At 59.9% G+C, this 26,157-nt stretch carries 22 protein-coding genes and 1 tRNA gene; 10 read left to right on the top strand and 13 right to left on the bottom strand.

The features are described from left to right. Positions 1–79: 79 nt before the first annotated feature. From M2103_RS06640 to M2103_RS06630, 3 genes are all read right to left on the bottom strand, one after another. Positions 80–853, bottom strand: coding sequence for an ABC transporter permease (locus M2103_RS06640; protein WP_277509545.1), 774 nt, complete (start codon positions 851–853; stop codon positions 80–82). Next, positions 850–1,698 (bottom strand): ABC transporter ATP-binding protein, encoded by an 849-nt coding sequence (locus M2103_RS06635; protein WP_277509544.1) that lies wholly within the window; start codon positions 1,696–1,698, stop codon positions 850–852. The genes M2103_RS06640 and M2103_RS06635 overlap by 4 nt, the downstream gene beginning before the upstream one ends. A gap of 91 nt (positions 1,699–1,789) precedes the next feature. Continuing rightward, on the bottom strand, positions 1,790–2,788 hold the full coding sequence (locus tag M2103_RS06630; RefSeq protein ID WP_277509543.1) for an ABC transporter substrate-binding protein: 999 nt from the start codon (positions 2,786–2,788) through the stop codon (positions 1,790–1,792). Between the two features lie 174 nt (positions 2,789–2,962). Here M2103_RS06630 and M2103_RS06625 point away from each other — a divergent pair, with 174 nt between their 5' ends. Together M2103_RS06625 and M2103_RS06620 are read left to right on the top strand one after the other, a co-directional pair. Continuing rightward, positions 2,963–4,414, top strand: a complete 1,452-nt coding sequence (locus tag M2103_RS06625) for a replication-associated recombination protein A (RefSeq protein WP_277509542.1) — start codon at positions 2,963–2,965, stop codon at positions 4,412–4,414. Positions 4,415–4,571: 157 nt separating this feature from the next. Further along, the gene (locus M2103_RS06620; protein WP_345783546.1) at positions 4,572–5,741 is read left to right on the top strand and encodes an ATP-binding protein; all 1,170 of its coding nucleotides are present in this window, start codon (positions 4,572–4,574) and stop codon (positions 5,739–5,741) included. 15 nt (positions 5,742–5,756) lie between these two features. On the opposite strand, the gene M2103_RS06615 is transcribed toward M2103_RS06620, so the two are convergent. Next, on the bottom strand, positions 5,757–7,133 hold the full coding sequence (locus M2103_RS06615; protein WP_277509540.1) for an MFS transporter: 1,377 nt from the start codon (positions 7,131–7,133) through the stop codon (positions 5,757–5,759). A gap of 234 nt (positions 7,134–7,367) precedes the next feature. Here M2103_RS06615 and M2103_RS06610 point away from each other — a divergent pair, with 234 nt between their 5' ends. Next, on the top strand, positions 7,368–8,561 hold the full coding sequence (locus tag M2103_RS06610) for a pyridoxal phosphate-dependent aminotransferase (RefSeq protein WP_277509539.1): 1,194 nt from the start codon (positions 7,368–7,370) through the stop codon (positions 8,559–8,561). A 158-nt stretch (positions 8,562–8,719) separates the two neighbouring features. Here the strand turns inward: M2103_RS06610 and M2103_RS06605 are convergent, their stop codons facing one another. From M2103_RS06605 to M2103_RS06595, 3 genes are all read right to left on the bottom strand, one after another. Then, a complete protein-coding gene (locus M2103_RS06605; RefSeq protein ID WP_345783543.1) occupies positions 8,720–10,081 on the bottom strand; it encodes a sulfatase in 1,362 nt (453 codons plus the stop codon). A 249-nt stretch (positions 10,082–10,330) separates the two neighbouring features. Then, entirely contained in the window at positions 10,331–11,344 is a 1,014-nt protein-coding gene (gene obgE, locus M2103_RS06600; RefSeq protein WP_277509537.1) for a GTPase ObgE, read from the bottom strand. Positions 11,345–11,408: 64 nt separating this feature from the next. Next, positions 11,409–12,476, bottom strand: coding sequence for a D-alanyl-D-alanine carboxypeptidase family protein (locus tag M2103_RS06595; protein WP_277509535.1), 1,068 nt, complete (start codon positions 12,474–12,476; stop codon positions 11,409–11,411). Positions 12,477–12,616: 140 nt separating this feature from the next. Here M2103_RS06595 and M2103_RS06590 point away from each other — a divergent pair, with 140 nt between their 5' ends. Beyond that, positions 12,617–13,243 carry a DUF4919 domain-containing protein gene (locus M2103_RS06590; protein WP_277509532.1) on the top strand — a complete coding sequence of 209 codons (627 nt, stop codon included), beginning with the start codon at positions 12,617–12,619 and terminating at the stop codon, positions 13,241–13,243. Between the two features lie 20 nt (positions 13,244–13,263). Here M2103_RS06590 and M2103_RS06585 read toward each other — a convergent pair whose 3' ends face one another. The 3 genes from M2103_RS06585 to M2103_RS06575 form a co-directional block, all read right to left on the bottom strand. Further along, positions 13,264–13,530: a hypothetical protein gene (locus tag M2103_RS06585; protein WP_277509531.1), complete on the bottom strand. Its 267-nt coding sequence runs from the start codon at positions 13,528–13,530 to the stop codon at positions 13,264–13,266. A 105-nt stretch (positions 13,531–13,635) separates the two neighbouring features. Beyond that, a complete protein-coding gene (gene hemN / locus M2103_RS06580) occupies positions 13,636–15,102 on the bottom strand; it encodes an oxygen-independent coproporphyrinogen III oxidase (RefSeq protein ID WP_277509529.1) in 1,467 nt (488 codons plus the stop codon). A gap of 71 nt (positions 15,103–15,173) precedes the next feature. Continuing rightward, positions 15,174–16,055 carry a bifunctional methionine sulfoxide reductase B/A protein gene (locus tag M2103_RS06575; protein WP_345783545.1) on the bottom strand — a complete coding sequence of 294 codons (882 nt, stop codon included), beginning with the start codon at positions 16,053–16,055 and terminating at the stop codon, positions 15,174–15,176. A gap of 223 nt (positions 16,056–16,278) precedes the next feature. Between M2103_RS06575 and M2103_RS06570 the strand changes: the two genes are divergently transcribed. Both M2103_RS06570 and M2103_RS06565 read left to right on the top strand, forming a co-directional pair. After that, positions 16,279–16,980, top strand: coding sequence for a pseudouridine synthase (locus tag M2103_RS06570; RefSeq protein ID WP_277509527.1), 702 nt, complete (start codon positions 16,279–16,281; stop codon positions 16,978–16,980). Between the two features lie 28 nt (positions 16,981–17,008). Continuing rightward, positions 17,009–17,314: a YhbY family RNA-binding protein gene (locus tag M2103_RS06565; RefSeq protein ID WP_277509526.1), complete on the top strand. Its 306-nt coding sequence runs from the start codon at positions 17,009–17,011 to the stop codon at positions 17,312–17,314. Between the two features lie 43 nt (positions 17,315–17,357). Here the strand turns inward: M2103_RS06565 and serS are convergent, their stop codons facing one another. Next, on the bottom strand, positions 17,358–18,629 hold the full coding sequence (gene serS / locus M2103_RS06560; RefSeq protein ID WP_277509525.1) for a serine--tRNA ligase: 1,272 nt from the start codon (positions 18,627–18,629) through the stop codon (positions 17,358–17,360). Positions 18,630–18,735: 106 nt separating this feature from the next. On the opposite strand from serS, the gene lptE reads away from it, so the two are divergent. Then, positions 18,736–19,278, top strand: a complete 543-nt coding sequence (lptE, locus tag M2103_RS06555) for an LPS assembly lipoprotein LptE (protein WP_277509524.1) — start codon at positions 18,736–18,738, stop codon at positions 19,276–19,278. A gap of 106 nt (positions 19,279–19,384) precedes the next feature. Here the strand turns inward: lptE and M2103_RS06550 are convergent, their stop codons facing one another. Then, positions 19,385–20,599, bottom strand: a complete 1,215-nt coding sequence (locus M2103_RS06550; RefSeq protein WP_277509523.1) for a hypothetical protein — start codon at positions 20,597–20,599, stop codon at positions 19,385–19,387. A gap of 185 nt (positions 20,600–20,784) precedes the next feature. Here M2103_RS06550 and M2103_RS06545 point away from each other — a divergent pair. From M2103_RS06545 to M2103_RS06535, 3 genes are all read left to right on the top strand, one after another. After that, positions 20,785–20,861 (top strand) — tRNA-Glu (locus M2103_RS06545). A 118-nt stretch (positions 20,862–20,979) separates the two neighbouring features. Beyond that, complete coding sequence (locus tag M2103_RS06540; protein WP_277509522.1) at positions 20,980–23,256, top strand: DNA polymerase domain-containing protein; 2,277 nt, start codon at positions 20,980–20,982, stop codon at positions 23,254–23,256. Between the two features lie 357 nt (positions 23,257–23,613). Beyond that, complete coding sequence (locus M2103_RS06535; protein ID WP_277509520.1) at positions 23,614–24,747, top strand: LptF/LptG family permease; 1,134 nt, start codon at positions 23,614–23,616, stop codon at positions 24,745–24,747. 140 nt (positions 24,748–24,887) lie between these two features. On the opposite strand, the gene M2103_RS06530 is transcribed toward M2103_RS06535, so the two are convergent. Beyond that, positions 24,888–26,114: an argininosuccinate synthase gene (locus M2103_RS06530; protein ID WP_277509519.1), complete on the bottom strand. Its 1,227-nt coding sequence runs from the start codon at positions 26,112–26,114 to the stop codon at positions 24,888–24,890. Between the last annotated feature and the right edge of the window lie 43 nt (positions 26,115–26,157).

Raw genomic sequence — 26,157 nt, 5'->3', positions numbered from 1 at the left:
GCGCCGGATTGCGGATGTTACTGTTTGGGTAACTGTAAACCGCAAGCTGTAAACCGTAAACCTCGCCGCGCGCGCCGCATCAGCGGCTGCCTTGCGTGCCCCAGCGGCGGTGGAGGAAGCGCTCCCACGGCGAGAAGAGGACTTTGTCGGCGAGCAGGCCGATCACAACAATCACAAACATGACACCGATGACTTGCTCCATCGCGTTGAGCTCGCGTCCGTAGTGCAGCAGGTGGCCGAGGCCAAAACCGGTGAGGATTGTCACATAGATTTCGGCTGCCATGAGCGAGCGCCATGCAAAGGCCCAGCCTTGTTTCATGCCGCTCACGATAAAGGGCAGCGAGGCGGGGAGCATGACGTTCACCCAGGTGTGAATGCCGCGCGAGCCCATGGTGCGCGCGGCGCGGGCGTAGATGGGCGGGATGGTGCGCACGCCCGTCTCGGTCGCTATGATCACCGACCAGAGCGTGCCCATGACCACGACAAAAAACATGGCGGACTCGGTTTGCCCGAACCAGATGATCGCGAGCGGCACCCAGCAAACGCTTGGCAGGGTTTGCAGGCCGAGGGCGAGCAGTCCGATGGTGTCCTGAAAAAGTTTGAAGCGGGCGGTGACAAGGCCGAGGGGCAACCCGATGACGATGCCGCAGAGGTAGCCGAGGATGAGTCGCTTGACGGTGACGAGCGCGGCGGAGGCGAGCGAGCCATCGAGGACCGCGCCGTAGAGATAGCGGAGCACATCGCTGGGCGCGGGGATGAGGATGCGGTTGACCCATCCGAGGAGCGAGGCGGCCTCCCATGCGACGAGCAGGAGAAGGAAAAATGCGATGGCGGAGATAATGCGGGTTTTCATTCGGCGGCTCCGTCTGTGTTGAAGGGTGTGCGGCTGTTGGCGGCGGTGACCACGCTGTCGTTGAGGTAGCCTTTCAGGGCTTGGAGAATCTCGCCGGATTTTTCGGCGAGTGAAACGCTGTTGATGTCGCGCGGACGGGGGAGGGTGATGGGATACTCATGCCGGATGCGCCCAGGGTGCGGGGAGAAGAGCACGACGCGGTCGCCGAGGCAGACGGCTTCGCGGACGTTGTGGGTGACGAAGACGATGGTTTTTTTTCGCTGCGCCCAGATGCGCTGGATGTCACGGTAGAGTTGTTCGCGTGTGAGGGCGTCGAGCGCGCCGAAGGGTTCGTCCATGAGAAGGACCTTGGGGTTGGGCGCGAGGGCGCGGGCGAGGGCGACGCGCTGCTTCATGCCGCCGGAGAGTTCGTGGATGTTGGCGTGCAGAAAGTTGTCGAGACCGACTAGGTGCAGGTAATACTTGGCGACTTCGCGGCGTTCGTTGGTCTTGAGGTTGGGCTTGAGGCGGAGGCCGAACATGACGTTGTCGAGCACGTCGAGCCAGGGAAAGAGCGCGTGCTCTTGAAACATGACCATGCGGTCGCGCCCCGGGCCGGAGATGCGCTGGCCGTCCGAGAGCACGGAGCCCTCGTCGGCCTGGTCGAGGCCGGCGATGATGTTCAGGAGCGTGCTTTTTCCGCAGCCGCTGGGGCCGACGAGGCACACGAATTCGCCTTCGTTGATTTCGAGCGAGACACCGTCGAGCGCGCGCACGATTTGGTGTTTCGAATGAAAAATCTTCGAAATGTTGCGCACTGAAAGTTTCGACGGCGCTTCGTTTTCGAGTTCCTGTTGAATGCCCATTGAAATTTTGGATTTAGGATAGGGGATTTTCGATTGGGAGCTGCCGCTCCGGCTTCAATCTCGGTGTCGCTCGGCGGCGCGCAATCCAAAATTATTTGGATATGCTTGTGTCGATGAAGCGGTCGAGTTGGGTGTCGTCCTTGATAAACCCGAGCTCGCGGGTTTGGGTGACGAGTTCCTCGAATGGGGCGAGTTTCACATCGGTTGTAAAATGGAGGCGTTTCCAGGAGGCTTGCACGAGTTCGAGCGGGATTTCGCGCTTCACGGTGTTGGTGATGCCGCGCTGGACGAGGGCTTGCGCCTCGGCGGAGTGCTCGTTGATCCACGCGGTGAGTTCGCGGTGTCCCTGGAGGAATTTTTCCACGAGCGCGCGCTTGTCCCTCAACGCGCCGCTGCTGGCGACGAGGATGGTGGTGATGGCGTCGGTTTGCTCGATGAAGGGTTTGCCGCCTGCCTCGCGTTCGATGCGCGAGACCCAGGGTTCGATGGTCCAGACGGCGTCGATCTTGCCTTGCTGAAAGAGCAGAAGCTGGTCGGGATTGGCGGCGGGGAGGATGGAGACGTCGCCGCCGGTTTGCGTGACGTTGAAGCCGTGCGATTTGAGCCAGACGCGCGCGGCGATGTCCTGCGTGTTGGCGAACTGGGGTGTGGCAATTTTTTTGCCGCGAAAGTCGGCTGGCGTCTTGATGTTTGCGGCGGGGCGCACGAGGAGCGCGGCACCGCCGTAGGCCGCGCCCGCGATGACGCGGATTTCATCGCCGCGCGAACGCATGTAGGCGTTGAGGGCGGGGTTGGGGCCGACGTAGGTCATGTCGATGGAGCCGGCGATCATGGCCTCCATCGCGGTGGGCCCGGCGTTGTAGGCATACCAGTGGACCTTGACGCCGGGGCCGAGGCGTTGCTCGAACCAGCCTTTGCCGTCGTCGGTCGAGGCGCGGCCGATGACGCCCTGGGCGTGGGTAATATTGGGAAAGTAACCCACGCGGAGCACGGTGAGGTCGGCTTCTTTCTTGCCGCAGCCGGAAATGAGAAGGGCGACGGCGAGCAAAGGAGCAGCGATGAGCAACAGAAATGTGTTTTTTGTTTTCATGTTTGCGAAGGGTTTTGCCGGGTTGTGGGTTTGTGTGCTTCTGCGCACACAAAAGCGCTCTCAAATGATGGGGTGCAGGGCGAGGTGAAATTTCATTTTAGGGTGTTTTTTAATTCAGTTTATGGATTTTTTAAGCCCGCCGGGCAAAAGCCGGGCGGGCGACGGGCCGTTCCCGTGCTTGCCGAGGGCTCGGGGATTTGGTTTGGTCGCGGCAACATGGCACTTGATGAACAGGCTGATCTTTTTGGCGGGAGTTTCGCACCGAAGGGCAAGGCGCGCGGCGCGCGCGCTTTGAGCGCGATGCCGCAAAAACCCTCGGCGGCGCAACCGCTGGCGGCGCGGATGCGGCCGCGCGCGCTGGACGAAATCGTCGGGCAGGAGCATTTGACGGCGAAGGGCGCGCTGCTGCCGCGTTTGATTGCGAGCAACCGTTTTGGCAGCCTGATTTTCTACGGGCCGCCGGGTTGCGGAAAAACGAGTTTCGCGGAGGTGATCGCGCGCGAGACGAAGAGCCGGTTCGTGCGTATCAACGCGGTGATGTCCAACGTGGCGGAGCTGCGCGAGATTTTGGCGGAGGCGCGATCGCAGCCGGACTCGCCGACGCTGTTGTTCATTGACGAGCTGCACCGTTTCAACAAATCGCAGCAGGATTTGCTGCTGCCGGATGTCGAGGAAGGCTACATCCGGCTCATCGGCGCGACGACGCACAATCCGGGATTTTATGTGAATCCGCCGCTGCTGAGCCGCAGTCATTTGTTCCGGCTGGAGCCGCTCTCGGCCTCGTCGGTGGCGGGTGTGCTGAAGCGCGCGCTGGCCGATTCCGAGCGCGGCCTTGGCTCGCATGGCGTGACCGCGAGCGATGCGGTGCTGTCGGACTTGGCGGTGCTGTGCGACGGCGATTTGCGGCGCGCGCTCAATTCGCTCGAGGTGATCGTGCTGAGCATGCCGCCGGCTGAGGGCGGTGCGAAACGCGAGATCACGCCGGAGGAACTGGAGGCGTTCGCGCGCGAGCGGCGCGTGCGCTATGACGCCGACGAGGACGAGCATTACGACACAATTTCGGTTTTTATCAAAAGCTGCCGCGGCAGCGATCCGGACGCGGCGCTTTACTGGCTGGCCAAAATGCTGGCGGGCGGCGAAGACCCGCGATTTATCGCGCGCCGCTTGGTGATTCTGGCGTCGGAGGACGTGGGACTGGCCGATCCGCTGGCGTTGCCGCTGGCGGTGGCGGCGCATCATGCGTGCGATTTTGTCGGCCTTCCGGAGTGCGAATACGCGCTGGCGCACGCGACAGTTTACATCGCGTGCGCGTGCAAGAGCAACTCGATCACGCTCGGCCTGCACGCGGCGAAGGCGCAGATCGCGAGCGGCGTGGTGCAGCGAGTGCCGGAGTCCTGCCGTTCAAGCAGCGGCCAGGCGAACAAACGCATGGGGCAGGGCAGGGACTACATGTATGCGCACGATTACCCGGAGAATATTTCGGGACAGGCCTATCTGGAAAAACCGATGTCGCTGTTCACGCCGAAGACGGCGGGCTCGGAGGCGCGAATCGCCGAGCGGCTCGCCCGCTGGCGCGAAATGCGCGCGTCGATTCAGGCTGAGATGCGCGGGAAAAGGAAAGGGTGAGCGACTATTTTTTCGTTTTCCACCGACGAGGCGTGGATACCGTCGGTTGAGGCGAATTAATTGCTAGATTGGTGCGGGATTGGTCAATTTGGCGCTCTTTATCGGCATGTAATCATCCTTGCATTTCTGGAATATAACTCCATAAATGCAAGGTAGTATGATTGCCCGCCAGATCCTTCCATTGTTGAAAGCACGCCTGTCCGAACGTTCGGCAGTCGCATTGCTTGGACCTCGGCAAGTCGGCAAGACGACCCTCGCGATCACCGTGGCCGACTCCATGCCTTCCTCGGTTTATCTCGACCTCGAATCCGAAAGCGACTTGGCGAAACTCAGCGACCCGGAACTCTATCTCTCGAAGCACGAGGACGACTGCGTGATTCTCGATGAAATCCAGCGCAAACCCGGGCTCTTTCAAACCCTGCGTGGCAGTATTGACCGCATTCGGCGTCAGAAAAAGAACGGACGATTTCTGCTGCTCGGTTCCGCGTCGCTCGACCTTCTGCGACAATCCAGCGAATCCCTCGCCGGGCGCATCAGTTACATTGAACTTAGCCCGCTCACGCTTGAGGAGGTCGGCCAAAAACATGCCTCCGCGCTCTGGGTGCGCGGAGGTTTCCCCGAAAGTTTCACGGCCAAAACCGACGCAGCCAGCATGTCGTGGCGGCGGGACTTTATTCGCACTTACCTCGAACGAGACATCCCTCAGCTTGGCCCGCGCATTCCCGCGGAAACATTGCGCCGCTTCTGGACGATGCTCGCGCACCGGCATGGCGGACTGCACAACGCCGCCACCATAGCCCAGTCGCTCGGGGTTGATGGCAAGACTGTCGCCTCGTATCTGGATTTGTTCGTCGATCTCCTGCTCGTCCGCCGTCTCGAACCGTGGCATCAAAACGCCGGCAAACGCCTGGTGAAATCACCGAAAATCTATTTTCGCGACACCGGCCTGCTTCATTGCCTGCTTGGTATTGACACCGAGGACGACTTGCTCGGACATCCAGTCGCCGGAGCCTCTTGGGAGGGGCATGTGATCGAAAACATAATCGCGGCCATGCCCGAGGGCGCGCATTGTTATTTTTACCGAACCTCGGCGGGCGCGGAAATTGACCTTGTTATGGAGTTGCCCAAGCGCCGCCGCTGGGCAGTGGAGATCAAAAAAGGCCTCACGCCAACCGTGAGCAAAGGATTCCACATAGGTTGCGCAGACATAAAGGCCACACGGCAATGGGTCATTTATTCAGGAGGGGAAACCTATCCGCTGGACGCCAAAACGACCGCAATATCACTGGGGAAATTCATACAAGGCCTTCGCGCGGATGAAACTTGATCGACGATGATCCTCCTATTTCTTCGTCCTCACCGACGAGGCGTAGATGCCGATCACACACAGCACCACGAATATTATGAATGTGATGCGCAGGCTTTGCATGAACTGGGGGAAAATCTCCGGTGTGATTTGACGATTGCCGATTTTTAGCGCGATCACCATTCCCGCGATGCCCATGCTGAAGGCCTGGCCGGTCAGGCGCATCGTGCCGGTTGTGGCGGAGGCTTGGCCGTAGTGTTTCTTGTCCACCGAGCCCATGATAACGTTTGTGTTTGGCGAGGAAAACAGGCCGAACCCGAGGCCGAGCAAAAACAGACTGCCGATGATGACCCCGATGGGTGTTGTCGGCGACAAAAACAGCATGATCACAAGGCCGGCGACGATTACCGCCATGCCAAACGTGGCAAGGCGCGATGCCGAAAAACGGTCGGACAATCGCCCTGAGACAAGCGCGAACACGGCCATCACGCACGCTTGCGATATCAATATCAAACCGGCGTGCCGCGCGTCCATTCCCTTTATATATTGCAAATATAAACTCAGCATGAACGCGATTGCCGACGTGGCCGCGTAATTGATGAGCGTGGCGAGCGAGGAAAACGCGAAGACGCGGTTCTCGCTGAACAGTTTTAAGTTGATCAACGGCGCGTCGCAGCGCCGCTCATAATACACAAACGCAAATAGCGCCGCGCCGCCGATTGACAGCCACACAAAACCGTCGATGGACGACAGCCGCGTGAAGCCGCAGATCAACCCCATGATGCCGATTCCATACAGCACGCTGCCCGCGTAATCGAACCGCTCGCCCTTCGCCACCGTCCATTCCCCCTTCAAATGGACGCGCGCAAATATATGCACCGCGAAACTGACCGCCCCGCTCACAAAGAAAATGCTTTGCCACCCGAAATAATGCGTGAGCAGCCCGCCGACAAACGGACCCGCCGCGAGCGACGAATAGACCATGGCCGTGTTGATGCCGAGCACCTTGCCGCGCTCATGCGGCGGAAACACCGAGGTGAGGATGGCGATGTTGTTGCCGAACATCATCGCGCAGCACATCCCGGCGAGAAACCGGAGCGCGATCAACACCGTTCCCGACGGGGCAAACCCCGATGCGAAAGTGAACAGCGAAAACCCGAGCACGCCCCAAACGAACACGCGCTTGCGCCCGAGCAAGTCGCCCATGCGCGCAGCGGGAACCTGAAAAATCGCGGTGGGAATCAGGTAGGCGATTGTGAGCCAGGTAAGCTCGACGGCATCGAGCGAAAGCGACGCGCTGATCTCCGGCAGCGCGAGGTTGAGCGCCGACCCCATGAACGGCGCCAGGAACGCCGCGGTGCAAATCACCAGCAGCGCGCGACCGGAATGGATGGAGTGTGCGTGATCGGACATTGTGTGATAATAAAATTTGTCCGGTGAGCATGGCATGCCGGCAAAAAGGGTGCAATGCCGCCGATGGCGCCGGGGCGGTTTTAACCGTGTTTTAAAGCCATGACGGCGGGGCGCGTAAAAATCCCTTTTGCGCATCCGACAATTATCCTTGGGCAACAGCGCGCTTGCTCTTTTGGCGGCGGGCTCTTTAAGTCCGCCCCGATTGTCGTTTTCCACAAGCAAAACCAACTTCACATGAGCACACCGACACGTCCTCTCTCAACATGGGCCCAGAACATAGCGCCGTCCCCGACGCTCGCCGTTGACGCAAAAGCCAAGGCGATGATTGCCGCGGGCGAAGATGTTTGCGGTTTCGCCGCGGGCGAACCCGACTTTGACACGCCCGAGCACATCAAGGAGGCGTGCATCGCCGCGCTCAAGTCCGGCAAAACCAAATACGCGCCCACGCCCGGCATCCTGCCGCTTCGCGAGGCCATTGCCGCGGACTACGCCGCGCGCGCCGGCCTCAACTTCACGCCCGCGCAGGTTGTTGTTTCGCCCGGCGGCAAATTTTCCTGCTACCTTGCGATCATGGCCGTGTGCTCGCCCGGCGATGAGGTGATCCTCCCCGCGCCGTATTGGGTGAGCTATCCCGAAATGATCAAGCTCGCCGGCGCGACGCCCAAGATCGTGCTTGCCGACGACACGACCGGGTTCCGCCTGACCGCCGCGCAAGTCGAGGCGGCCATCACGCCGAGGACAAAACTCATCATCATCAACTCCCCCTCGAATCCGACCGGAGCCGTTTACACGCGCGCCGAGATGGAGGCGATCATGGCCGTCGCCCTCAAGCACAACCTCTACGTGATGTCCGACGAAATCTACGAGCATCTCATCTACGACGGCGCCAAGCATGTGTCGCCCGCGACCTTCTCGGCGGAAGCCGCTGCGCGCACGATCACGGTGTCCGGATTTTCAAAAACCTACTCAATGACGGGCTGGCGCCTTGGCACGCTTGTCGCGCCCGCGCCGATCGCCAAGGCCGTTGCGGAAATCCAAAGCCAGACAAGCTCGAACGCCACGACCTTCGCCCAATACGGCGCGCTTGCGGCGCTCACCGAAAAGGAAAAAACGAAGGCGGCCGTTGAGGCGATGATGGCGGCATTTGATCGCCGTCGCAAATACCTGCACGCCGAGATAAACAAAATCCCCGGCATTTCGTGCCTGCTTGCGCAAGGAGCGTTTTATCTTTTCCCGAACATCAGCAAGTTCGGCCTTTCCTCGGCTGAATTCTGCGAAAAACTGCTCGAGCAGCAAAAGGTCGCGGCGGTGTTCGGCAGCGCGTTCGGCGCGGAGGGTTACCTGCGCCTCAGCTACGCGACGAGCGACGAGATGATCAAGAAAGGCGTTGAGCGCCTGGCCGCGTTTTGCGCCAACCTGAAACACTGAGTGTGGTTCGAAAGTTTGATCGAAATACATATTAAAACCAAAACGGCAGCCCTGCTCAGGGCTGCCGTTTTGGTTTTTTCAGTCGCATTTTGAGCAAAAAATAAACCGGAAATACTCTTGCCGCAACGCGAACGGAGACGAGGACGGCTCAACTTCGCCTACTCGCGCTTCGTCGGAAACCGCGCGCCTTGCGCGTTGAGCGTGTCGAGCAGTGTTTTTTTCATGTTGGCGGCAATTTGTGTTTTGAGGGACGACAGATCATTCTTTTCGAGGGGATCGTTTTTGAGGTCAAAAAGTTCAAGGCGATCATCCTCGTAGAAATAAATGAGTTTCAGGTCTCCTTTTCTGATGGAGGAGATCGGCTTGGTTCCGGTGACTCGCGGGTGATAGAAGGGGAAATGCCATGTCAGGGTGTCCCGCGGCAGGGCCTTTGCCTTGCCGGTGAGAAGGGGAAGGAAGCTCATGCTGTCCACCGCGCTCGCCGGTTTTTTAACGCCCAAGGCCTCGCAAAATGTCGCCATCAAATCGGTGCCGATCACGGGTGTGTCGTTGACGGAGCCTGCGCCGATTATTCCGGGCCAGCGAGCCATCAACGGCACTCGGGTGCCGCCCTCGTAGAGCGTCCACTTGCCGCCGCGCAATCCGCCATTGTCGGCAAAACGGGGATCGCCGCCATTGTCGGACATCAGGACGAACAGGGTGTTTTGCGCCAGGCCAAGTGAGTCCATCTCGTCCAGCACGCGCCCGACAAGATGATCCATCGTTTCCACAAAAGCGGCATACTCGATGTGTTCCTTGTCCATCTGCAAACCCATGCGGGCGGCCTTGGCCTTGTATTTTTTAATCAACCATTCGCAGCGGGTGTGAATGGGGGCGTGCACATAATAATGCGAAAGGCAGAGAAAGAATTTTTCATCCCGGTGCGCTTTCAAAAAATCGATCATCCTGTCGGTAAGAAGGTCGGGCGCGAACTCGCCTTCCTTAAAATCGCCGTATCCCGGACGGTTCTTTTTTCCTTTCGGGTAACTGTAGGGATGGCTGCCGCGCTCCTCGTTTACATGGACAAAACCCTGTTTGTCCGGCCCCTGGCTGCCGTAGCCGAGATAGCGTTCGTTTCCGGGAACTCCGTGCTCCGAAAGATGCCACTTTCCAAAATATCCGGTGACATAACCGGCCGCCCCCATCACATCGCCCATGCTGGTTTCCGCCGGATCAAGAAAACGCGGAAAATCGGGTTGTCTCAAAACGGTGCCGGGTGGCGGCTTGGCACCGCGCGCCTGAATAACAAATTCGAAATTCAACCGTGCCGGGGCTTTCCCCGTCATGATGGCGGCGCGGGTTGCCGAACAAATCGGCGCGGGCGCGTAGGCGTTGGTGAATCGCATTCCTTCCTTGGCGAGACGGTCGAAGTTTGGCGTCTCCGCAAATCTCCCGCCATAAGGCCCGGTGTCGCCCCAGCCGAGGTCGTCAACAAGCATCAAAACGATATTTTTCGGTTGGGATGCCGCGGAAATTGACACGGCGCTCGCCGCAAAAGCGCACACACCAAGCGTCGTTTGGATCAGAGGTAATTTGGGTGACATGCGCGTCAAAGGAATCGTTTTTCTTCGCACGGTCAAGAAGCCCGCGGGATTTGCCCGTTTTGCCTGGGCGAAATCCATGTCCGATCCTCCCGCATCAATCCCGCCCATTGTGCCGTAATGGGTATTTTTTGAAAATCAGATTTTGTGAGGTTGGCGCTTGCGCAACATCCCGCCGTGGCTTGCGGTTCATTTGCCACTTGGCTTTGCCTTGCGGACGCGCTTGAGGAGTTCCTTTTTCAACTTGTCCAAGCCGTCGCCGGTCAGGCAGGAGATTTTCAGGATGTCCACTTTGTGCCGGGTCTTGAACTTTTTCAGGTTTTTTTCGGCCTCGGGAATGTCCATTTTGTTGGCGACGACGACGCGCGCTTTTTTCGCAAGCGCCGGATCGTAGAGCTTCAGTTCCTTGAGGAGAGTGGCGTAGTCGTCGCGCGGGTCGCGGGCGTCGGTGCCCGCCATGTCGATCATGAACATGAGCAGCGTGCAGCGCTCGATGTGGCGCAGGAAGCGATGGCCGAGGCCGCGGTTTTCGCTCGCGCCCTCGATGAGGCCGGGCACGTCGGCGATGAGCAGGCGGTCCTGCGTTTTCAGGTCGTTGTATTCGATGACGCCGATCTGCGGGTGCAGCGTCGTGAAAGGATACGCGGCGGTCTTGGGGTGCGCCTTGGTGATTTTGCTTGTGAGCGAGGATTTGCCGGCGTTGGGAAATCCGACAAGACCGATGTCGGCGATGCTTTTGAGGACAAGCCGGAACGTGCCGCCCTCGCCGGGCGCGCCGGGGTTGGCTCGTTTTGGGGCGCGGTTGGTGGAGCTTTTGAAGCGGGTGTTGCCCCAGCCGCCGTTGCCGCCCTTGCAGAGCACGATGCGCTCGCCCTCGTGCACGACCTCGGCGACGGCCTTGCCGGTCTCCTCGTTGATGACGACGGTGCCGAGCGGCATTTTCAAAATGGCGGGGCGGCCTTCGCGTCCGTTGCAGTCGGAGCCCATGCCGTGCTCGCCGCGCTCGCCCTTCCAGTGGGGCTTGTATTTGTAGTCGATGAGATTGTTGGTGTTCACGTCGCCGATGAGGACGACATCGCCGCCGCGGCCGCCGTCGCCGCCGTTGGGGCCGCCCCAGGGTTCGTATTTTTCGCGGCGGAAGCTGATGCAGCCGCGTCCGCCGTCACCGGCCTGGGCTTTGATTACACATTCGTCGATAAACATAATTGAATGCGGAATGTGGAATGTGGAATGCGGAATGTGGCGAGCCTGTAATGATTTTGAGGCGTTATTTCTTGCGAGAGCCGCCGGAACCGCCCGGCGCGGGAAAAACGATGCGCGGGATCTCGCCGAGTTGCGCGGCGGGCGCGGGAGCGGCGGTGTTTGCCGGCGCGGCGGGTGGCGGCTCCGGTGGCGGGGTGACGGGCGAAACAGGTGGCGGAGCCGACACGGGCGAGAGGGGGATTTCGGAAAGCTTGGAGAAGGCGGATTCGATGAGCTCGGCGACCCTGGCATCACGTGCGATGCGGGTTGGCGTGCCCATGCTCACGACGATGACGCGGCGTCCGTCGCGCTCGGCGGTGGCGGAGAGGCAGAACCCGGCGCTGTTGGTGAATCCGGTTTTGAGCCCGTCAACGCCAGGGACTTTGCCAAGGAGTTTGTTGTGGTTGACCATGTCGGTTTGCGATTTTTGCGGGCGCACGTTTTCGCCGAATTTGCGCAAACGCACCGATGTGTATTTGAGAATGTCGGTATGGGCGATGAGGTGGCGGGAGAGCAGGGCGATGTCGCGCGGTGTGGAGAGGTCGCCATCGCTGGTTTTTCGGCTGGGCGGCGGAAGTCCGTGGGGGGAGGTGAAGGTGGTGTTGGTCATGCCGAGCTGTCGGGCGCGGATGTTCATGCGTTCGACGAATGCGGCGCGCGAGCCGGCGGTGGCTCGCGCGAGGGCGTTGGCGCAGTCATTGGCGGAGTGAATCATGAGCGCGTAGAGGAGTTCTTCGACGGGGAAGACTTCCTTTTCCATGAGCCAGACTTGCGTGCCTCCCATCCGGCTGTCCTCGGCGGTGACTGTGACGGGTGTGTTGAGGGAGATTTGGCCGGCCTTGATCGCGTCGTGCACGACGAGGAATGTCATCAGCTTTGTGATGCTGGCGGGCGGATTGACGACGTCGGCGTTGTCCTCGAAGAGCACGGCGCCGTCCTGCACATTGATGGTGATGGCGCCTTTGTAGACGGCGGGTGCCGCGGCGCGCTTGGCCGTTTTTTTTGGCGCGGCGTGGAGCGCCGGTTGCGATGCGGCGAACAGGAGGGATGCGAGTGCGGCGAACAGGATGCGCTGGGAAAATCGAATACTCATTTCGGAACCCTCAAAAATGGGCGTCCCGGCGCGGGGTTAAAGGATGAAATGCGGGGTGCCGCGAAAATGATCCCTTGTGCTTTTGAGGTAACTCTTTTTAGTTTGGGTAACACTTGGCCTGAATGGTTCACAAAAGCATTATGAGAATATCCCCAATCGCTTTGTTCTGTAGTTTGATTTTTTTGGGTGTGTCTGTGTTGAGCGCACAGGATAATTGGCCGACTGAACGGAAAGAGCGTGCTAAAAAAGCGGGCGAGGAGCGGATGGCTTTTGCGACATCCAAGAATTTTGAACCATATGCATCAAAAAACTCGGATGCCCTGAAAAAAGTGAATGCGTTGATGGAGAAAAATGATTTTGAAACGGCGCTGAAAGAGGTCGATGAAGCATTGGCTGCAGACCCATGCGATATTGACCTGTGGATATGCAAATCCTCGATTTTGCGAACAAAAGGCGACGAGGCAAAAGCGGACGAGGCACGGCAGCGTTGGTTTGGGTTGGTTGATTCGATTTTGATGAGCGGTGACGGGAAGAGCTTTGAGACCGCCTTCAAGGTAATTAGTGTGAGAGAGGAGTATTCGCTCATGTCGATTTTAGGAATTGCTCCCGGTGACCAGTATCTGGTTGTCCATGAGGGAGTTTCGTTTGACAAGCGAATGGTGACGACTAGGGATGGCTCAAAAATAACACTCTATTTTAACGTCGATATTCCGCTAAAACATTTGCAAAAGAAGCTTTTAGGTTCGGAAGAAAATCCGAAAAAGTGAGTGTGTTGAAGGTGCCGATATTATTCGTCCCCGCCCAGGCCGTCGCTTTCGTCGTCATCGCCGCCGCCTTCCCATCCGCCGCCGGGGCCGCTTTCGAAGAATCCCTCGTTGGTGAGAATCGCCGTAACTTGGTCGACGATTTTCCGGAGGTCGGTTTGCTGGAGTTCCGGGTGTTCGGTGGCTAGCAATTCGAGCAAGATCGAACGGGCTTCCGATGGGTTTGTGCAACCATCGAGCGTTTCATCCGCACGATTGGCCGTTTCGTCGATGAGGGTCTTGAGGTTCATGATGCGGCAAATTTAAGCGTTTTTTGGGAGAATGCAAACAGGCGTTTTTGCATCCCACCGTAAACAATGGATACGGCAACGCCAGCCCGCGTGTGAAATGCCGTGTCAAATCACGCGCGCGTGCATTGGCGGGGCGGAGCCGTCCGGGCCGGACGGCCTGGCGAGCGTGGTGTCGAAACGCATTGCGGCCAGGCGCAGCAGCGGAACGCCCACTGGTGTGATCTCCAATTTGTCGGAGGTCAGTCGCACGATTCCGTCGGCCACCAAATCCGACATCGAGGCGAGTTCGCGGGCGTGGGTTTGCGCAAAGTCAACGCCCAGCTCCGCCGATATCGCGGCGAAGTCGATTTGGCGGTCGCACATGATGCGCATGATGATCGTGCGCCGGCGCTGGTCCTCGGCGCTGAGGCACAGGGCGCGCGCCACCGGCAGTCGTCCGCCGGCGAGCGTCGCGCGGTAGGCGGCGAGGTCCTTTGTGTTTTGCCAGTAGGCGGCGCGGGTTTGCGAAATCGCCGACATGCCGAACGCGTAGAGCGATGTGCCGGCCTTCGTGCTGTAGCCTTGAAAATTGCGCTGCAGCGTGCCGTTGCGCAGCGCCGCGGCGAGTTCGTCGTCGGGTTTTGCAAAATGATCCAGCCCGATGTCCACAAAGCCGGCGTCGGTGAGCCGCTTGTGCGCGAGCGCGAACATGGCCAGTTTTTCCTCGGCTCCGGGAAGCTGTCCGCGGTCCTCGAAAATGCGTTGGGCGGGTTTTATCCAGGGGATGTGCGCGTAGCTGAAAATCGAGAGGCGGTCGGGCGAAAGCGCGAGCACATCGGCGAGCGTGCGTTCGAAGGATGCGGCGGTTTGCAGCGGCAGTCCGTAGATCAGGTCGAGGTTGATCGATGTGAAACCTTGCTCGCGCAGCCATGCGACGGCCTGCTGGTTCAGGGTGTTTGGCTGGTATCGGTGGATTGCGAGTTGAACGCGGCGGTTGGTGTCCTGTATGCCGAGCGAGGCGCGCGTCGCGCCCATTTCGCGCAACGCGTGCACATGCTCTTGCGAAAATTTGCGCGGATCAATTTCAACGCTCACCTCGGCATCCGGCGCATAGGCGAAGTGCGCGCGCACGAGGCCGTTCAGGCGCCGCAGTTGGCCGGGCGTGAAAAATGTGGGCGAGCCGCCGCCGAGGTGCAGTTGCGCGACTTTGCGCCGCCGGTCGATTTTGCTCGTGACCAGTTCCATTTCGCGCGCGAGGTCGTCCAGGTAGGCGTCCGCCGCGCCTTGGTCGCGCGTGATCACCGCCGTGCATCCGCAATACCAGCAGCGCGATTCGCAAAACGGCAGGTGAAAATACAGCGAGAGCGGTTGCCCGTCGTTGTCGTCCGCTGCGGGATTGTTGTCCCCGGCGATCGCGTCCTCCGCGCGCAGCACGGCCAGCTCATCGGAAAATTTGGTCGCGGGCGGATAGGACGTGTAACGGGGGGCTGCGACATGGGAATACTTGCGCACCAAATCAAGGTCAAAGGCCGACGAAGATGCGCGGGGCGTCGCGTCGGGGGCGTTGTTGGAGGCTGTGCGGGACTGGTCCATGTGGTGTTTGAGAAAAATAAATAAAAATATGGGCCTGGTTTGGCCTGTTTGCAACGTGGCGCGGACGTTTTTCAGAATCGTTTTGTGCGGGCGTGGCAGTAGGGCTGCTTGCCGTTGTTGTCGTAGTATTGCTGGTGGTAGTCCTCCGCTTTCCAGAAGGCCGGCGCGGCCTCCAGCTTGGTCGCGACGCCCAGGCCCTTGTCCCTCAGGATGCGGATCAATTTTTCCGCGGTGTTTTTTTGCCCGTCGTTAAGATAAAAAATCGCGCCGCGATATTGTTCGCCGATGTCGGGACCCTGCCGGTCTGTTTGCGTGGGATCGTGAATCTCGAAGAAGAGGCGGGCGAGCGATTCGAAATCGGTTTGCAGCGGGTCGTAAACGACCTCGACCGTCTCGATGTGGCCGGTGCCGCCGTCGCACACTTGCCTGTAGGTGGGATTTTTGGTCGTTCCGCCCATGTAGCCGACGGTCGTCGCGACCACGCCCTTTGCCTTTTCCAGATAATACTCAACGCCCCAAAAGCACCCGGCGGCAAAATAGGCTTTCCCAACTTTCATTTGCGCTGACGGCACGAAATTGAGCGAGACCGAGTTGACGCAGTAGCGCGTGTTTTTTGCCGTGAAACGCTCGCCGTGAAAAACGTGGCCGAGGTGGCCGCCGCAACGATTGCAGACGATTTCCGTGCGCCTGCCGTCGGCGTCGGGAGTTTTTTTCACGGCTTCGGGGACGTCGTTGTCGAAACTCGGCCAGCCGCATTCGGAGTCAAATTTGTCGGACGAGCGGAACAGAATCGCGTCGCAATGTTTGCAGGTGTAAACGCCCTTGCCGTCGAACTTGTGGTATTTGCCGCTGAACGCCCTTTCCGTGCCCTTGTGCAGAATCACCCGCGCCTCCTCGGGTGTGAGCGGGTTGGTTTTGATTGGCGGCTGGGGGTGTTCGGCGTTGCCGGTCATTGCGAGGAGCAGAAAAATGCAAACAGGAAGGCTGATTTTCATGATTGGTCGGGCGGCATTGAAATCATAATGTCGGCGTGTTTTGGGTCTGGGCTTTGAAAATCTGGTGGAGACTGGCACATTAAAATCAAAAATGAATCATCAAATTGCAACGCCCCGGCGCGCAACAATCGTTGTCAGTCCCGGCGTTTTGTTTACATCTTTTTAAAAAATACCACCCGCCATGCGCCGTCGACTCGACCAAATCCTTGCCAGCCTCGGTTACTGCTCGCGCAGCGCGGCGCGCCTGTTTCTGAAAACGCACGCGGTGACGCAGCGCGATTCGGACGGGGTGTTGCGCGACACCTCTGAAAAAGTTGACCCGGCTAATGTGCTCGTTGATGGAGAACCGCTGGATCATCCGGAGGGGATTCTTGTCGTGCTCAACAAGCCCGCCGGTCTTGTGTGCTCGCACGATCCGCGCGAGGGGCCGAATGTCTATTCGCTGCTGCCTTCGCGCTGGCGCGCGCGCAATCCGCAGGTGACGAGTGTCGGGCGGCTCGACAAGGACACCAGCGGCTTGATTCTGCTGACCGACCAAACCGCGCTCGTGCACCGGCTCACGTCGCCAAGGCACAAGGTGCCGAAAGTTTATCGCGCGACTGTCGCGAGCCCGGTTCCGCCGGAGGCCGTCGGGTTGTTTGCATCGGGCGCGCTCGTGCTTGACGGCGAAAAGCAGCCATGCCTGCCCGCCCGGTTGCGTATCCTAAATCCGAATACGGCGGAGCTGACGCTTACCGAGGGGCGTTACCACCAGGTGCGCCGGATGCTGGCGAGCCAGGGCAGCGAGGTGCTCGCGCTGCATCGCGAAAAGTTCGGCCCGCTCGACTTGGACGGCATTGAGCCGGGCGCATTTCGCGAATTGCCAATCAATTTTTTCGACTGATTCTATTTCAGAAAATTTCCTCGAAACCATGTATGACTTTCCACTCACGGGCGCGCAGAGAAAAAAACTTCGCGGCATCGGGCAGACGCTCGAGCCGGCGCTTAAGCTCGGCAAATCCGGAATCACGCGCGAATTTTTACTGGAGCTGCAGCGCGCGCTCAACGCGCACGAGCTGATCAAGGTGCGGTTGCTCGAAAAAGGCCGCGACGTGCGCGCCGAACTATGCGAACAAATCGCCGACGAGGGTCGCTGTGTGTGCGTCGGCGCGGTGGGCGGCACGGCGCTATTTTTCCGCCGGCAGGAGGCCAGGGATAAACAGCGCGTGGAGATTTGATGCCGTAGGGGAGGGGGCCGCAATCGGCGCCCTTGCGAAACGATCACGCGAACGACAAATATTCCTTGCCGAAATACGGCGCGAGCGCGGCGGGGATTTTCACGCGGCCGTCGGCTTGCAGGTTGTTTTCCAGGAGCGCCGAGAGCACGCGCGGGATCGCGAGGCCGGAGCCGTTGAGCGTGTGGACGAGCTCGGGCTTGCCGTCCTTGCCGCGGAAACGGATTTGCGCGCGGCGCGCCTGGAACGACTCGAAGTTCGAGCAGCTCGAAACTTCGAGCCAGCGTTTTTGCCCGCCCGACCAGACTTCGAGGTCGTATTTTTTTGCCTGCGAAAACCCGAGGTCGCCGCCGCACATCAGGAGCACGCGGTAGGGGAGCCCGAGTTTTTGCAACAGGCGCTCGGCGTCGTCGCGGAGCTTGTCGTGCTCCTCGTAGCTCTTCGACGGGTGCACCCATTTGAGCAGCTCGACCTTGTCGAACTGGTGCAGGCGGTTGAGTCCGCGCACGTCCTTGCCGTAGCTGCCCGCCTCGCGGCGGAAGCACGGCGTGTAGGCGCAACGGCAGACCGGCAGCGCGGCCTCGTCGATGATTTCGTCGCGGAAGAAATTGGTGAGCGGAGTCTCGGCCGTGGGGATCGCGTAAAAGCGGTCGGGGATCGTCTCATACATCATGCCCTCCTTGTCGGGGAGCTGGCCGACGGCGGTGGCGCTGGCCTCGTTGACGAAGATGGGCGGATTGACCTCCGTGTAGCCGGCCTTCGTGTCCTCATCGAGGAAGAACTGGAGCAGCGCGCGCACGATCTTCGCGCCGTCGCCGACGTAAAACGGAAACCCCGCGCCGGTCACCTTCGCGCCGCGGTCGAAGTCGAAGAGCTTGTTGAAGCCGTCGATTTCGTAGTGCGGCTTGGCGTGCGGCGAGACGAGCGCGGCAATGTCGCCGTGCGTCGAAAAAACGACGTTCTGCTCCGGCGTCGCGCCCTCGGGCACGCTTTCGTGCGGGATGTTCGGGAGCGAGAGCATGGCGGCGCGGCATTTTTCCTCGGCGTCCTTGAGCGCGGCCTCCTTTTCCTTCACCTGCGCGGACACCGCCTTCATCTCCGCGACCTTCGCGATGAACTCGGGCGAGCCCTTCGGCAGTTTGGCCATTTCGCCGTTCGCGGCCTTTTGCCTGGAGCGCAGCGTTTCGGTTTCCTGCAAGAGCGCGCGCCATGCGTTGTCGAGCGCGATGACGGCGTCGAGATCGACTTGAAGGTGTTTTTTGGCAATCGCCGCGCGCACGGTGCCGGGCGATTCACGAAGTAGTTTAGGATCAAGCATGACGGTTGGTGGAAATGGAAAAACGCAAATCAAAGAGGGAAAGCCGTCCGCTGACACGCAAATTTTTGCATGGTCATCGGGCGAAACGCGGACATTCGTTTTCATCATGCGTTTTTCAAGTCAATGCTTCCTCGCGGTGATGCTGTTGTTGTGCGGCGGTGTGTTTTCCGCCTGCTCGCACTACCGGCTCGGCTCCGGCGGCAATCTGCCGTTTCGCACGATCTACATCGCGCCCGTCGAAAATGCGGCGAACATCCCCCAGGGTGCCGCGATTTTTTCCGCGCAACTGAGGGATGGGTTTGTGCGCGACGGACGCCTCTCGGTCGTCAACTCGGCCGCCGCCGCCGATGTCACGCTCACAGTCACGCTCGAACGCTACACGCGCAACATGACCACGTCGCGCGCCGACGATTCGGGGCTCGCCCGCAAGTTCGACCTCACGGTTCTCGCCGTGTGCACGCTTCAAGGCGCGAATGACGGCAAGGTGTATTTTGAAAAACGCCCGGTTTCATCCACGAGGCAGATTTTTACCACGCCCACTTTTGACGCGCGCCAAAGCGACCAGCTGCAGGCCGAATACAACGCGATGCCGCTGCTGGCCTCCTCGCTGGCAAACGGCGTGACGCACGCCGTGCTGGATGTTTGGTAAGACCCGCCTGCGGCGGGAAATTCCAATATTCAATATTCAAATTCCAAAGGCGGGAATATGTGCCCGTTTTTTTGAATTTTTCGAAATTTCTCGCCGCGGGCGGGTCTTACGAAACTTGTGTTTTAGTCGCGCTTCCGCCGAACAGCTCCCGCATCGAGCTCCACGCCTTGAGGAGCCCCGCGTCCTTCACGCCGCCCGAAAGGTTGTAGGTTTTCACGACTTCTTCCTCGTGCCCGCGATAACGCGGCGGCAGCAAGAACAGGGTGTATTCGCCGTCGCGCACGCTTGAGAAGAACAGCCCCTTGCCCACAAACGGCTCCTTCAATTTCACCTCGACCGAACGCTCCGGCAGCACGAGCCACGGTTTGAATGCAAAGCGCAGGCAGCCGGTTTCCGGCTCGTTGATCAATCGCCCGAATGTGCGAAGCGGCACCTTTTCCATATGCGCGCCGCTGAAAACATTGTTGGCCGAGGCGTTCACCTTGAAGCGGTATTTTCGGAATGTGAAATAGTCCCAGGTGAACGCCGTTCCAAAAATCATCAACCGGAACGACCATCCCGCCACAAAATACGAAATGACGATCACCGCCACCGACATGATCGCGGCGATCTTCGGATCAAGCGTGGAGGTGACCGTGATCAGACCTAGCAACGCGGTGCGCGCGCTCTTCAGCGCCGCGTCAATCGCGCCCCACGGACTCAGCAAAATGAGCACGTTGATTGCATGCGACGCCATCCACACCACGGCAAAAACGGCGATGCCCAGCGGCACCGTGAGGATGTTCAGCAGCCACGAAAAATCGATCGCGGCCAGGTTCACCATTGCCAGCCCGGTCGGCTCCGTCGCGCTTGCCGCCGGCGCCGCGTATTCGGCGATCAACCCGCGCAGCGAGTCCACGGTGAGCGGCACCACCGCGCCCGCGGCGACGAGGCCGGACGCCTTGTTTTCGACAGTCTCCAAAATATCGAGCGGCTTTTTCCATCCCGCCGGCAAAACCGCCCCCAGCGTATCCTTGAACGCGCAGGCCAGCGCGATCAGCAGCGCCGGAATGAAAAACGCGGGTTGCGCAAACCATGCAAGTTTCGCCCGGTCCTCATCCGATGCGCGCATGTATTTGTAAGCGCCGTAGGCGCCCGTGCCGAGCAGCGGGGAAATGGCGATGCCGGTGATCGTGGTGATGGTGGACGAGAGAGTGCCCGCGGGCGACTTGTCCGCGGATGAAGTCGTTGTGGTTGCGGCGGGCAGCACGGCTCCGAGTAACGGGCCGACAAACAGACAGAACAAGGCTGCGAACAATGCAAAAGGAGCGAGGCGTTTCATGAAAAGAAAACAGACAAATGCAATTTTAAGGCGTTGAGAAGTCCGTAATGCAGTTTTGAGACGAGCTTTGGCGACAGCCTGACGCGTGCCGTGTGACGCCCTTAAAATTACAAAGACAAAAGAAACTCGAAAAAAACCTTGCGCAAAAGGGGGCGACTCGTAGCGTTCGCGGTTCTTCCGGATTAGTCCCCATCGTCTAGCCCGGTTAGGACACCACCCTTTCACGGTGAGAACCGGGGTTCGAATCCCCGTGGGGACGCCAATTTTAACCCCCTCGCGTTTTTTCAAAAAAATGCGAGGGGGTTCTTTTTTTAATTTTTCGCAATGAGACGGTTGCGGCGGCGTTGACCTGCGCGGAGTTCTCGCGCATTCAATTGTTCATGTCCGGGCAAACTCCCTCCGCTCAACACCCAGCGCAGAGCATCTGCGGCCTTTGGATCGACGGTGACCGCGTCGCGCACCTCTCGCTTGCGAATGCCGACGGCACGCGCACCGGGCAATCCGCCGCGTTTCATCCGTTTGCGTGGCTCACCTCGGCGGAGATTGACTCGCCCGAGGGCGCGCGCATCGAGGCGCTCAAGGGACGGGGCGTTTTCACGCAGCTCGCGCACGCCGACACGCCCGACGCCTACGATGCGCTGATTTCCGCCGCCAAAAAAACACCGGCGGACGCGCGTGTCGGCACCGATGTGCTTCGTCCGTTTGAAAATCAATTTCTCCTGCAAACCCGGCAGCGTCTTTTTGGCGACCTTGGGTTTCACCAGCTTCGGCGCTGCCAGCTCGACATCGAAACCGATTCCGCCGGCGGGGGTGCGTTTAGCGATCCCTCGAATCCGACCGACTATGTTCTCGCCATCGGGCTCCAATTCACATCGGCGGATTCGCCCGCGCCGCGACGGCAGCTTCTTGTCCTTGATGAACCGACCGCCGCGGCGGAGAAAAAACTGCTCGAGCAATTCAACGCGGTTCTCGCCGCCGAGGATCCCGACACGATCGAGGGGCATAATATTTTCAAGTTCGACCTCGACTACCTGCGCCAGCGCACGCGGCGTCACAAAATTCCCTGCGCGTGGGGACGTTTCGGGCAGAAGGCCGCGTTTCGCAACTCGCGCCTGAAAGTCGCCGAGCGCTGGCTCGATTTTCCGCGATGCGACATCCCCGGGCGCGCCGTGATCGACACCTACATGCTCGTGCAATTGCACGACATCACCACGCGCGAAATGACAAGCTACGGTCTCAAGGACAGCGCGGTCTTTTTCGGCATCACCGCCGAGGACGCCGACGCCACCGGCGCGCGCACTTACATCAAGGGCTCGGAACTTCGCAACGCGTATCGCGAAAACCGCGAGGCGTTTCTCGCCTATCTCGCCGACGACTTGCGCGAAACCAAGGGGCTCGCCGATTTGCTCCTGCCCACGTATTTCGAGCAGACGCGCACGTTTCCGATCCTGCTTCAGGACGCCGCGCTGCGCGGCACCACGACCAAGATCGACCTGCTTTTCCTCGAGGAGTATTATCACGCGCGCCAGTCGTGCCCCGCGCCGGTTGAGATGTCCGCCTTCGCCGGCGGCTACACGCGCTCGTTCAAGGAGGGCGTGTTCAAAAACGTGCTGCACTTCGACGTCGCCTCGCTCTACCCGAGCCTGCTTCTTTCCATCGGGCAAAACCCCGCCTGCGACACGCTCGGCGTTTTCATTCCGATGCTGGCCCGCCTGCGCGAGTATCGCTTGAAATACAAGCAACTTGCGCGCACCACGGACGACGAGCTTCTGCGCGCCGAATACCAGGCTCGCCAGGCGAGCTTCAAAATCCTGATCAATTCCTTCTACGGCTACCTCGGATTTTCCGGCGCGCGCTTCGGCGACGGCGCGCTCGCCGCCGAGGTGACTCGCCGCGGGCGCGAACTCCTGCAGGCGCTCATCGATAGGCTCGCCGCGGAGGGTTGCGACATCCTCGAGGCCGACACCGACGGCATTTACCTCTCGTCAAAAAAATATTTTGCCGATCCCTCCGCGCTTCTCGCCAGTGCGCAAACGGTGCTTCCCGAGGGCATCGAACTCGAGCACGACGGCAGCTACGCGGCGATGTTTTGCTACAAGTCGAAAAACTATGCGCTCATCGACAAGTGCCCCGGCGGTAAAATCACCATTCGCGGTTCCGCGCTTCGCTCGCGTGGCATCGAGCCGTATCTCAAAAAACTCAGCGACACACTCATCCGCTATCTGCTCGGCGCGACGGACGAATCGCCGCTCGCGCTCCTCGAGGATTACCGCAGCCGCATCGGCAAAAGTGAAATGCCGGTGGCTGAGCTCGCGAAGTCGGAAATCCTCTCCCAGAACCCCGAGACCTACGAGCGCTTCATTGCCGAGGGCGGCAAGCCGCGTCGCGCGACCGCCGAGGTGGCGTTGCGGATGACGCCCCGTCCGCGCATGGGCGAGCGCGTCAGCTACTACATCACCGCAAGGGAAAAGGGCAAAACGGCGGACTGGCAGCGCGCCCGCCCGCTCGGCGCCCATGACGCCGGGCTCGCGCCGTATGATCCCGTGTATTATAACGACAAACTCGACGACTGGCTCGAACGCTACGGCGCGTTCCTGGGCGACGAGGCCAAACGAATCGCCGCCGAAAAACCCGGCGCGCAAGGGGAGTTGTTTTAGTAGGGGCGTCGCTTGCGACGCCCCTACTCGCGCCTTTGAAAGGGCGCATCTCAGAATTTTGAGATGCGTAAGGAAACGCGTGCGACGGAGCGGCGGTCTCCAGGCCACCGGACGAGGCGCAACGCGCCTCGCACTTCACGCAACTTCACGCATTGCGTCTTCGTTTTTCAAACCGGGAACGCTTCGCGTGTCCGGCGACCTGGTTTCGAGGCCAAAGGCCGACAGTCCGCCATTCGCCGCTCCGTGCGAACGCGTGACTCGGGCAAAATTTTGAGATGAGCCCCTCTTTGAAATGTTGTTTGCCAATTCGATTGCCGTCCGGCAACGGGCGCGCGTAAAGTGCGCCCCTAAGTTCGCATGTTTAAAATCCTACATCGCTATATCGCCAGCTCCGTCCTTTCCTCGGCGGCGGCGGCGATTGTTTTCATAGGATTTATTTTTGGCGCGGTCAATTTGCTCAAGGACGTGCTCGTGTATCTGCTCGACGGGCGCATTCCCTTCGGGCTCTTTCTGAAATTGTGCTGGGACATGGCCCAATACGTGGGCACCTACGCCGTGCCCATCGGCATGCTCATCGGCGTGCTGCTCGTGCTCGGGCGCATGTCGGCGGACAACGAGATCACCGCCATGCGCACTTCGGGGCGCAGCATTTTGCAAATCGCGCGCCCGATTCTTGTGATTGCGCTGTTCGGCGTCGTCGCGGAGCTCGGCATCAATTTTTATCTCATGCCAAAGTCGCGCGTGTCCTACCACGTCGAGCTTGAGAAGGCGCTCCGGCATTCGGCGGCGAACTTTTTTGTGCCGCGCACCTTCATGCGCGAGATTCCGGGCGCGGTCATTTTTTTCGACAAGAAGGACGGCCAGACTTACCAGAATCTCTGGGTGTGGCTGTTGGACAACCAGCAGCGCGCGACCTACATTTATCACGCGGCGTCCGCCGTCATTGAGTTCGACCTGGACAGGGAAATCCTGCGCGTGCTGCCTTTCGAGGGCAACATCGAGGCGCGCGCGGCGGCCGATCCGGAGACGCGCTCCGGCCACAACAACATTCTGCAAATGGGCGGCACGGAGCAGGCGGTCGAAATTCCCCTCGGCGATTTTCTCGGCAGGCGCGGTTTTAGGCAAAAGCTCAACTGGCTCACGCTGCCGCAGCTTCTGGAGCGTCGGACGGAGCTCGCGCACGACCCGAAGGCCACCGACATCGACCGGCTGAAGCTCACGCTCACGATTCACAACAAGCTTACGTTTTCGCTCGGGGTGTTTTCGTTCGCGCTCATTGCGATTCCGCTCGGCATCCGCACGCAGCGCAAGGAATCGTCGGCGAACATCGGCATCGCGATGCTGCTGGTCGTGGTGTATTACGTGATGTCGGTCGCGGTCGGCTGGCTCGACAAGCGGCCCGACTTGCATCCTGAGATTTTGATCTGGCTGCCGAACGCGGTTTTCATCGGCGCGGGATTGATACTTTTGCGGCGCGTGGAGCGGACGTGAGCGTCAGGCAGGGTAGGGCGAACCGTCACGGTGAGCCGCGCCACAATTGCCATCCGGCTCACCGGGGACGCTTCGCCCTGCCAAAAGAAATGCGCGGCTTTGTGCGCCGCGCATTTTTTGATGTTTCGTCAAATGACGTTTCAGACTTTCGGGCCGCCTTGCGCGAGGTTGCGGGCGCGGAGGCGCAGGCCGTTCAGGCGGATGAAGCCGGTGGCGTCGTTTTGGTTATACCAGCTCTCCACGCCTTCCATCGACGCGATGTTTTCGTCGTAGAGCGAATACTTCGACTTGCGGCCGCAGGTGATGATGTTGCCCTTGTAGAGTTTCAGGCGCACGGTGCCGGTCACGAATTTCTGGCTTTGGTCGACGAGCGCCTGGAGCGCCTCGCGCTCGGGCGCGAACCAGAAGCCGTTGTAAACGAGCTCGGCGTATTTCGGGATGAGGCTGTCGCGCAGGTGCTCGACTTCGCGGTCGAGGGTGAGGCTTTCGATTTGCTTGTGCGCGTGCATGAGGATCGTGCCGCCGGGGGTTTCGTAAACGCCGCGGCTCTTCATGCCGACGAAGCGGTTTTCAACGAGGTCAACGCGTCCGATGCCGTGCTTGCCGCCGAGTTTGTTGAGCGCCTTGAGCACTTTGCCGGGCGTGAGTTTTTTGCCGTTGATGGCGACGCAATCGCCTTTCACGAATTCGAGTTCGACGTATTCGGGTTTGTCGGGCGCGTCCTCGGGCGAGACGGAGAGTTTGAACATGTCCTTGTTGGCCTTGGTCGTGGGGTCGAACCAGGGGTCTTCGAGGATGCCGGCCTCGTAGGAAATGTGGAGCAGGTTGCGGTCCATCGAATACGGTTTTTTGAGCGAGGCCTCGACGGGGATGTTGTGCTTTTTGCAGTAGGCGATCATCTCGGCGCGGCCGGGGAAGAGATCGCGGTATTCGTCCATTTTCCACGGGGCGATGATTTGCAGGTCGGGCGCGAGCGCCATGTAGGTGAGCTCGAAGCGGCACTGGTCGTTGCCCTTGCCGGTGGCGCCGTGCGCGACGGTGTCGGCTTTTTCCTTGCGGGCGATGGCGACCTGCGCCTTGGCGATGAGGGGGCGCGCGATGGAGGTGCCGAGGTAATACTGGTTTTCGTAAACGGCGTTGGCGCGGATCATCGGGTAGATGTAGTCGCGCGCGAATTCCTCGACGAGGTCGAGCGTGTAGTGTTTCGAGGCGCCGGTCTTTTTGGCTTTTTTGTCCAAGCCCTTGAGTTCTTCCTCCTGGCCGATGTCGGCCGCGAAGGTGATGATGTCGGCGTCATAGGTTTCCTTGAGCCATTTGACGATGACGGACGTGTCGAGTCCGCCGGAATATGCGAGGACGATTTTCATGGGAGAATAAAGTTAAAATACTGCACTTCGTTTTCTTGCACTT

Source organism: Ereboglobus sp. PH5-5 (genome assembly GCF_029504805.1).
Lineage (GTDB): Bacteria > Verrucomicrobiota > Verrucomicrobiia > Opitutales > Opitutaceae > Ereboglobus.
Note: the sequence above shows the minus strand (reverse complement) of the source record. Positions and strands in the feature narration are given on the sequence as shown.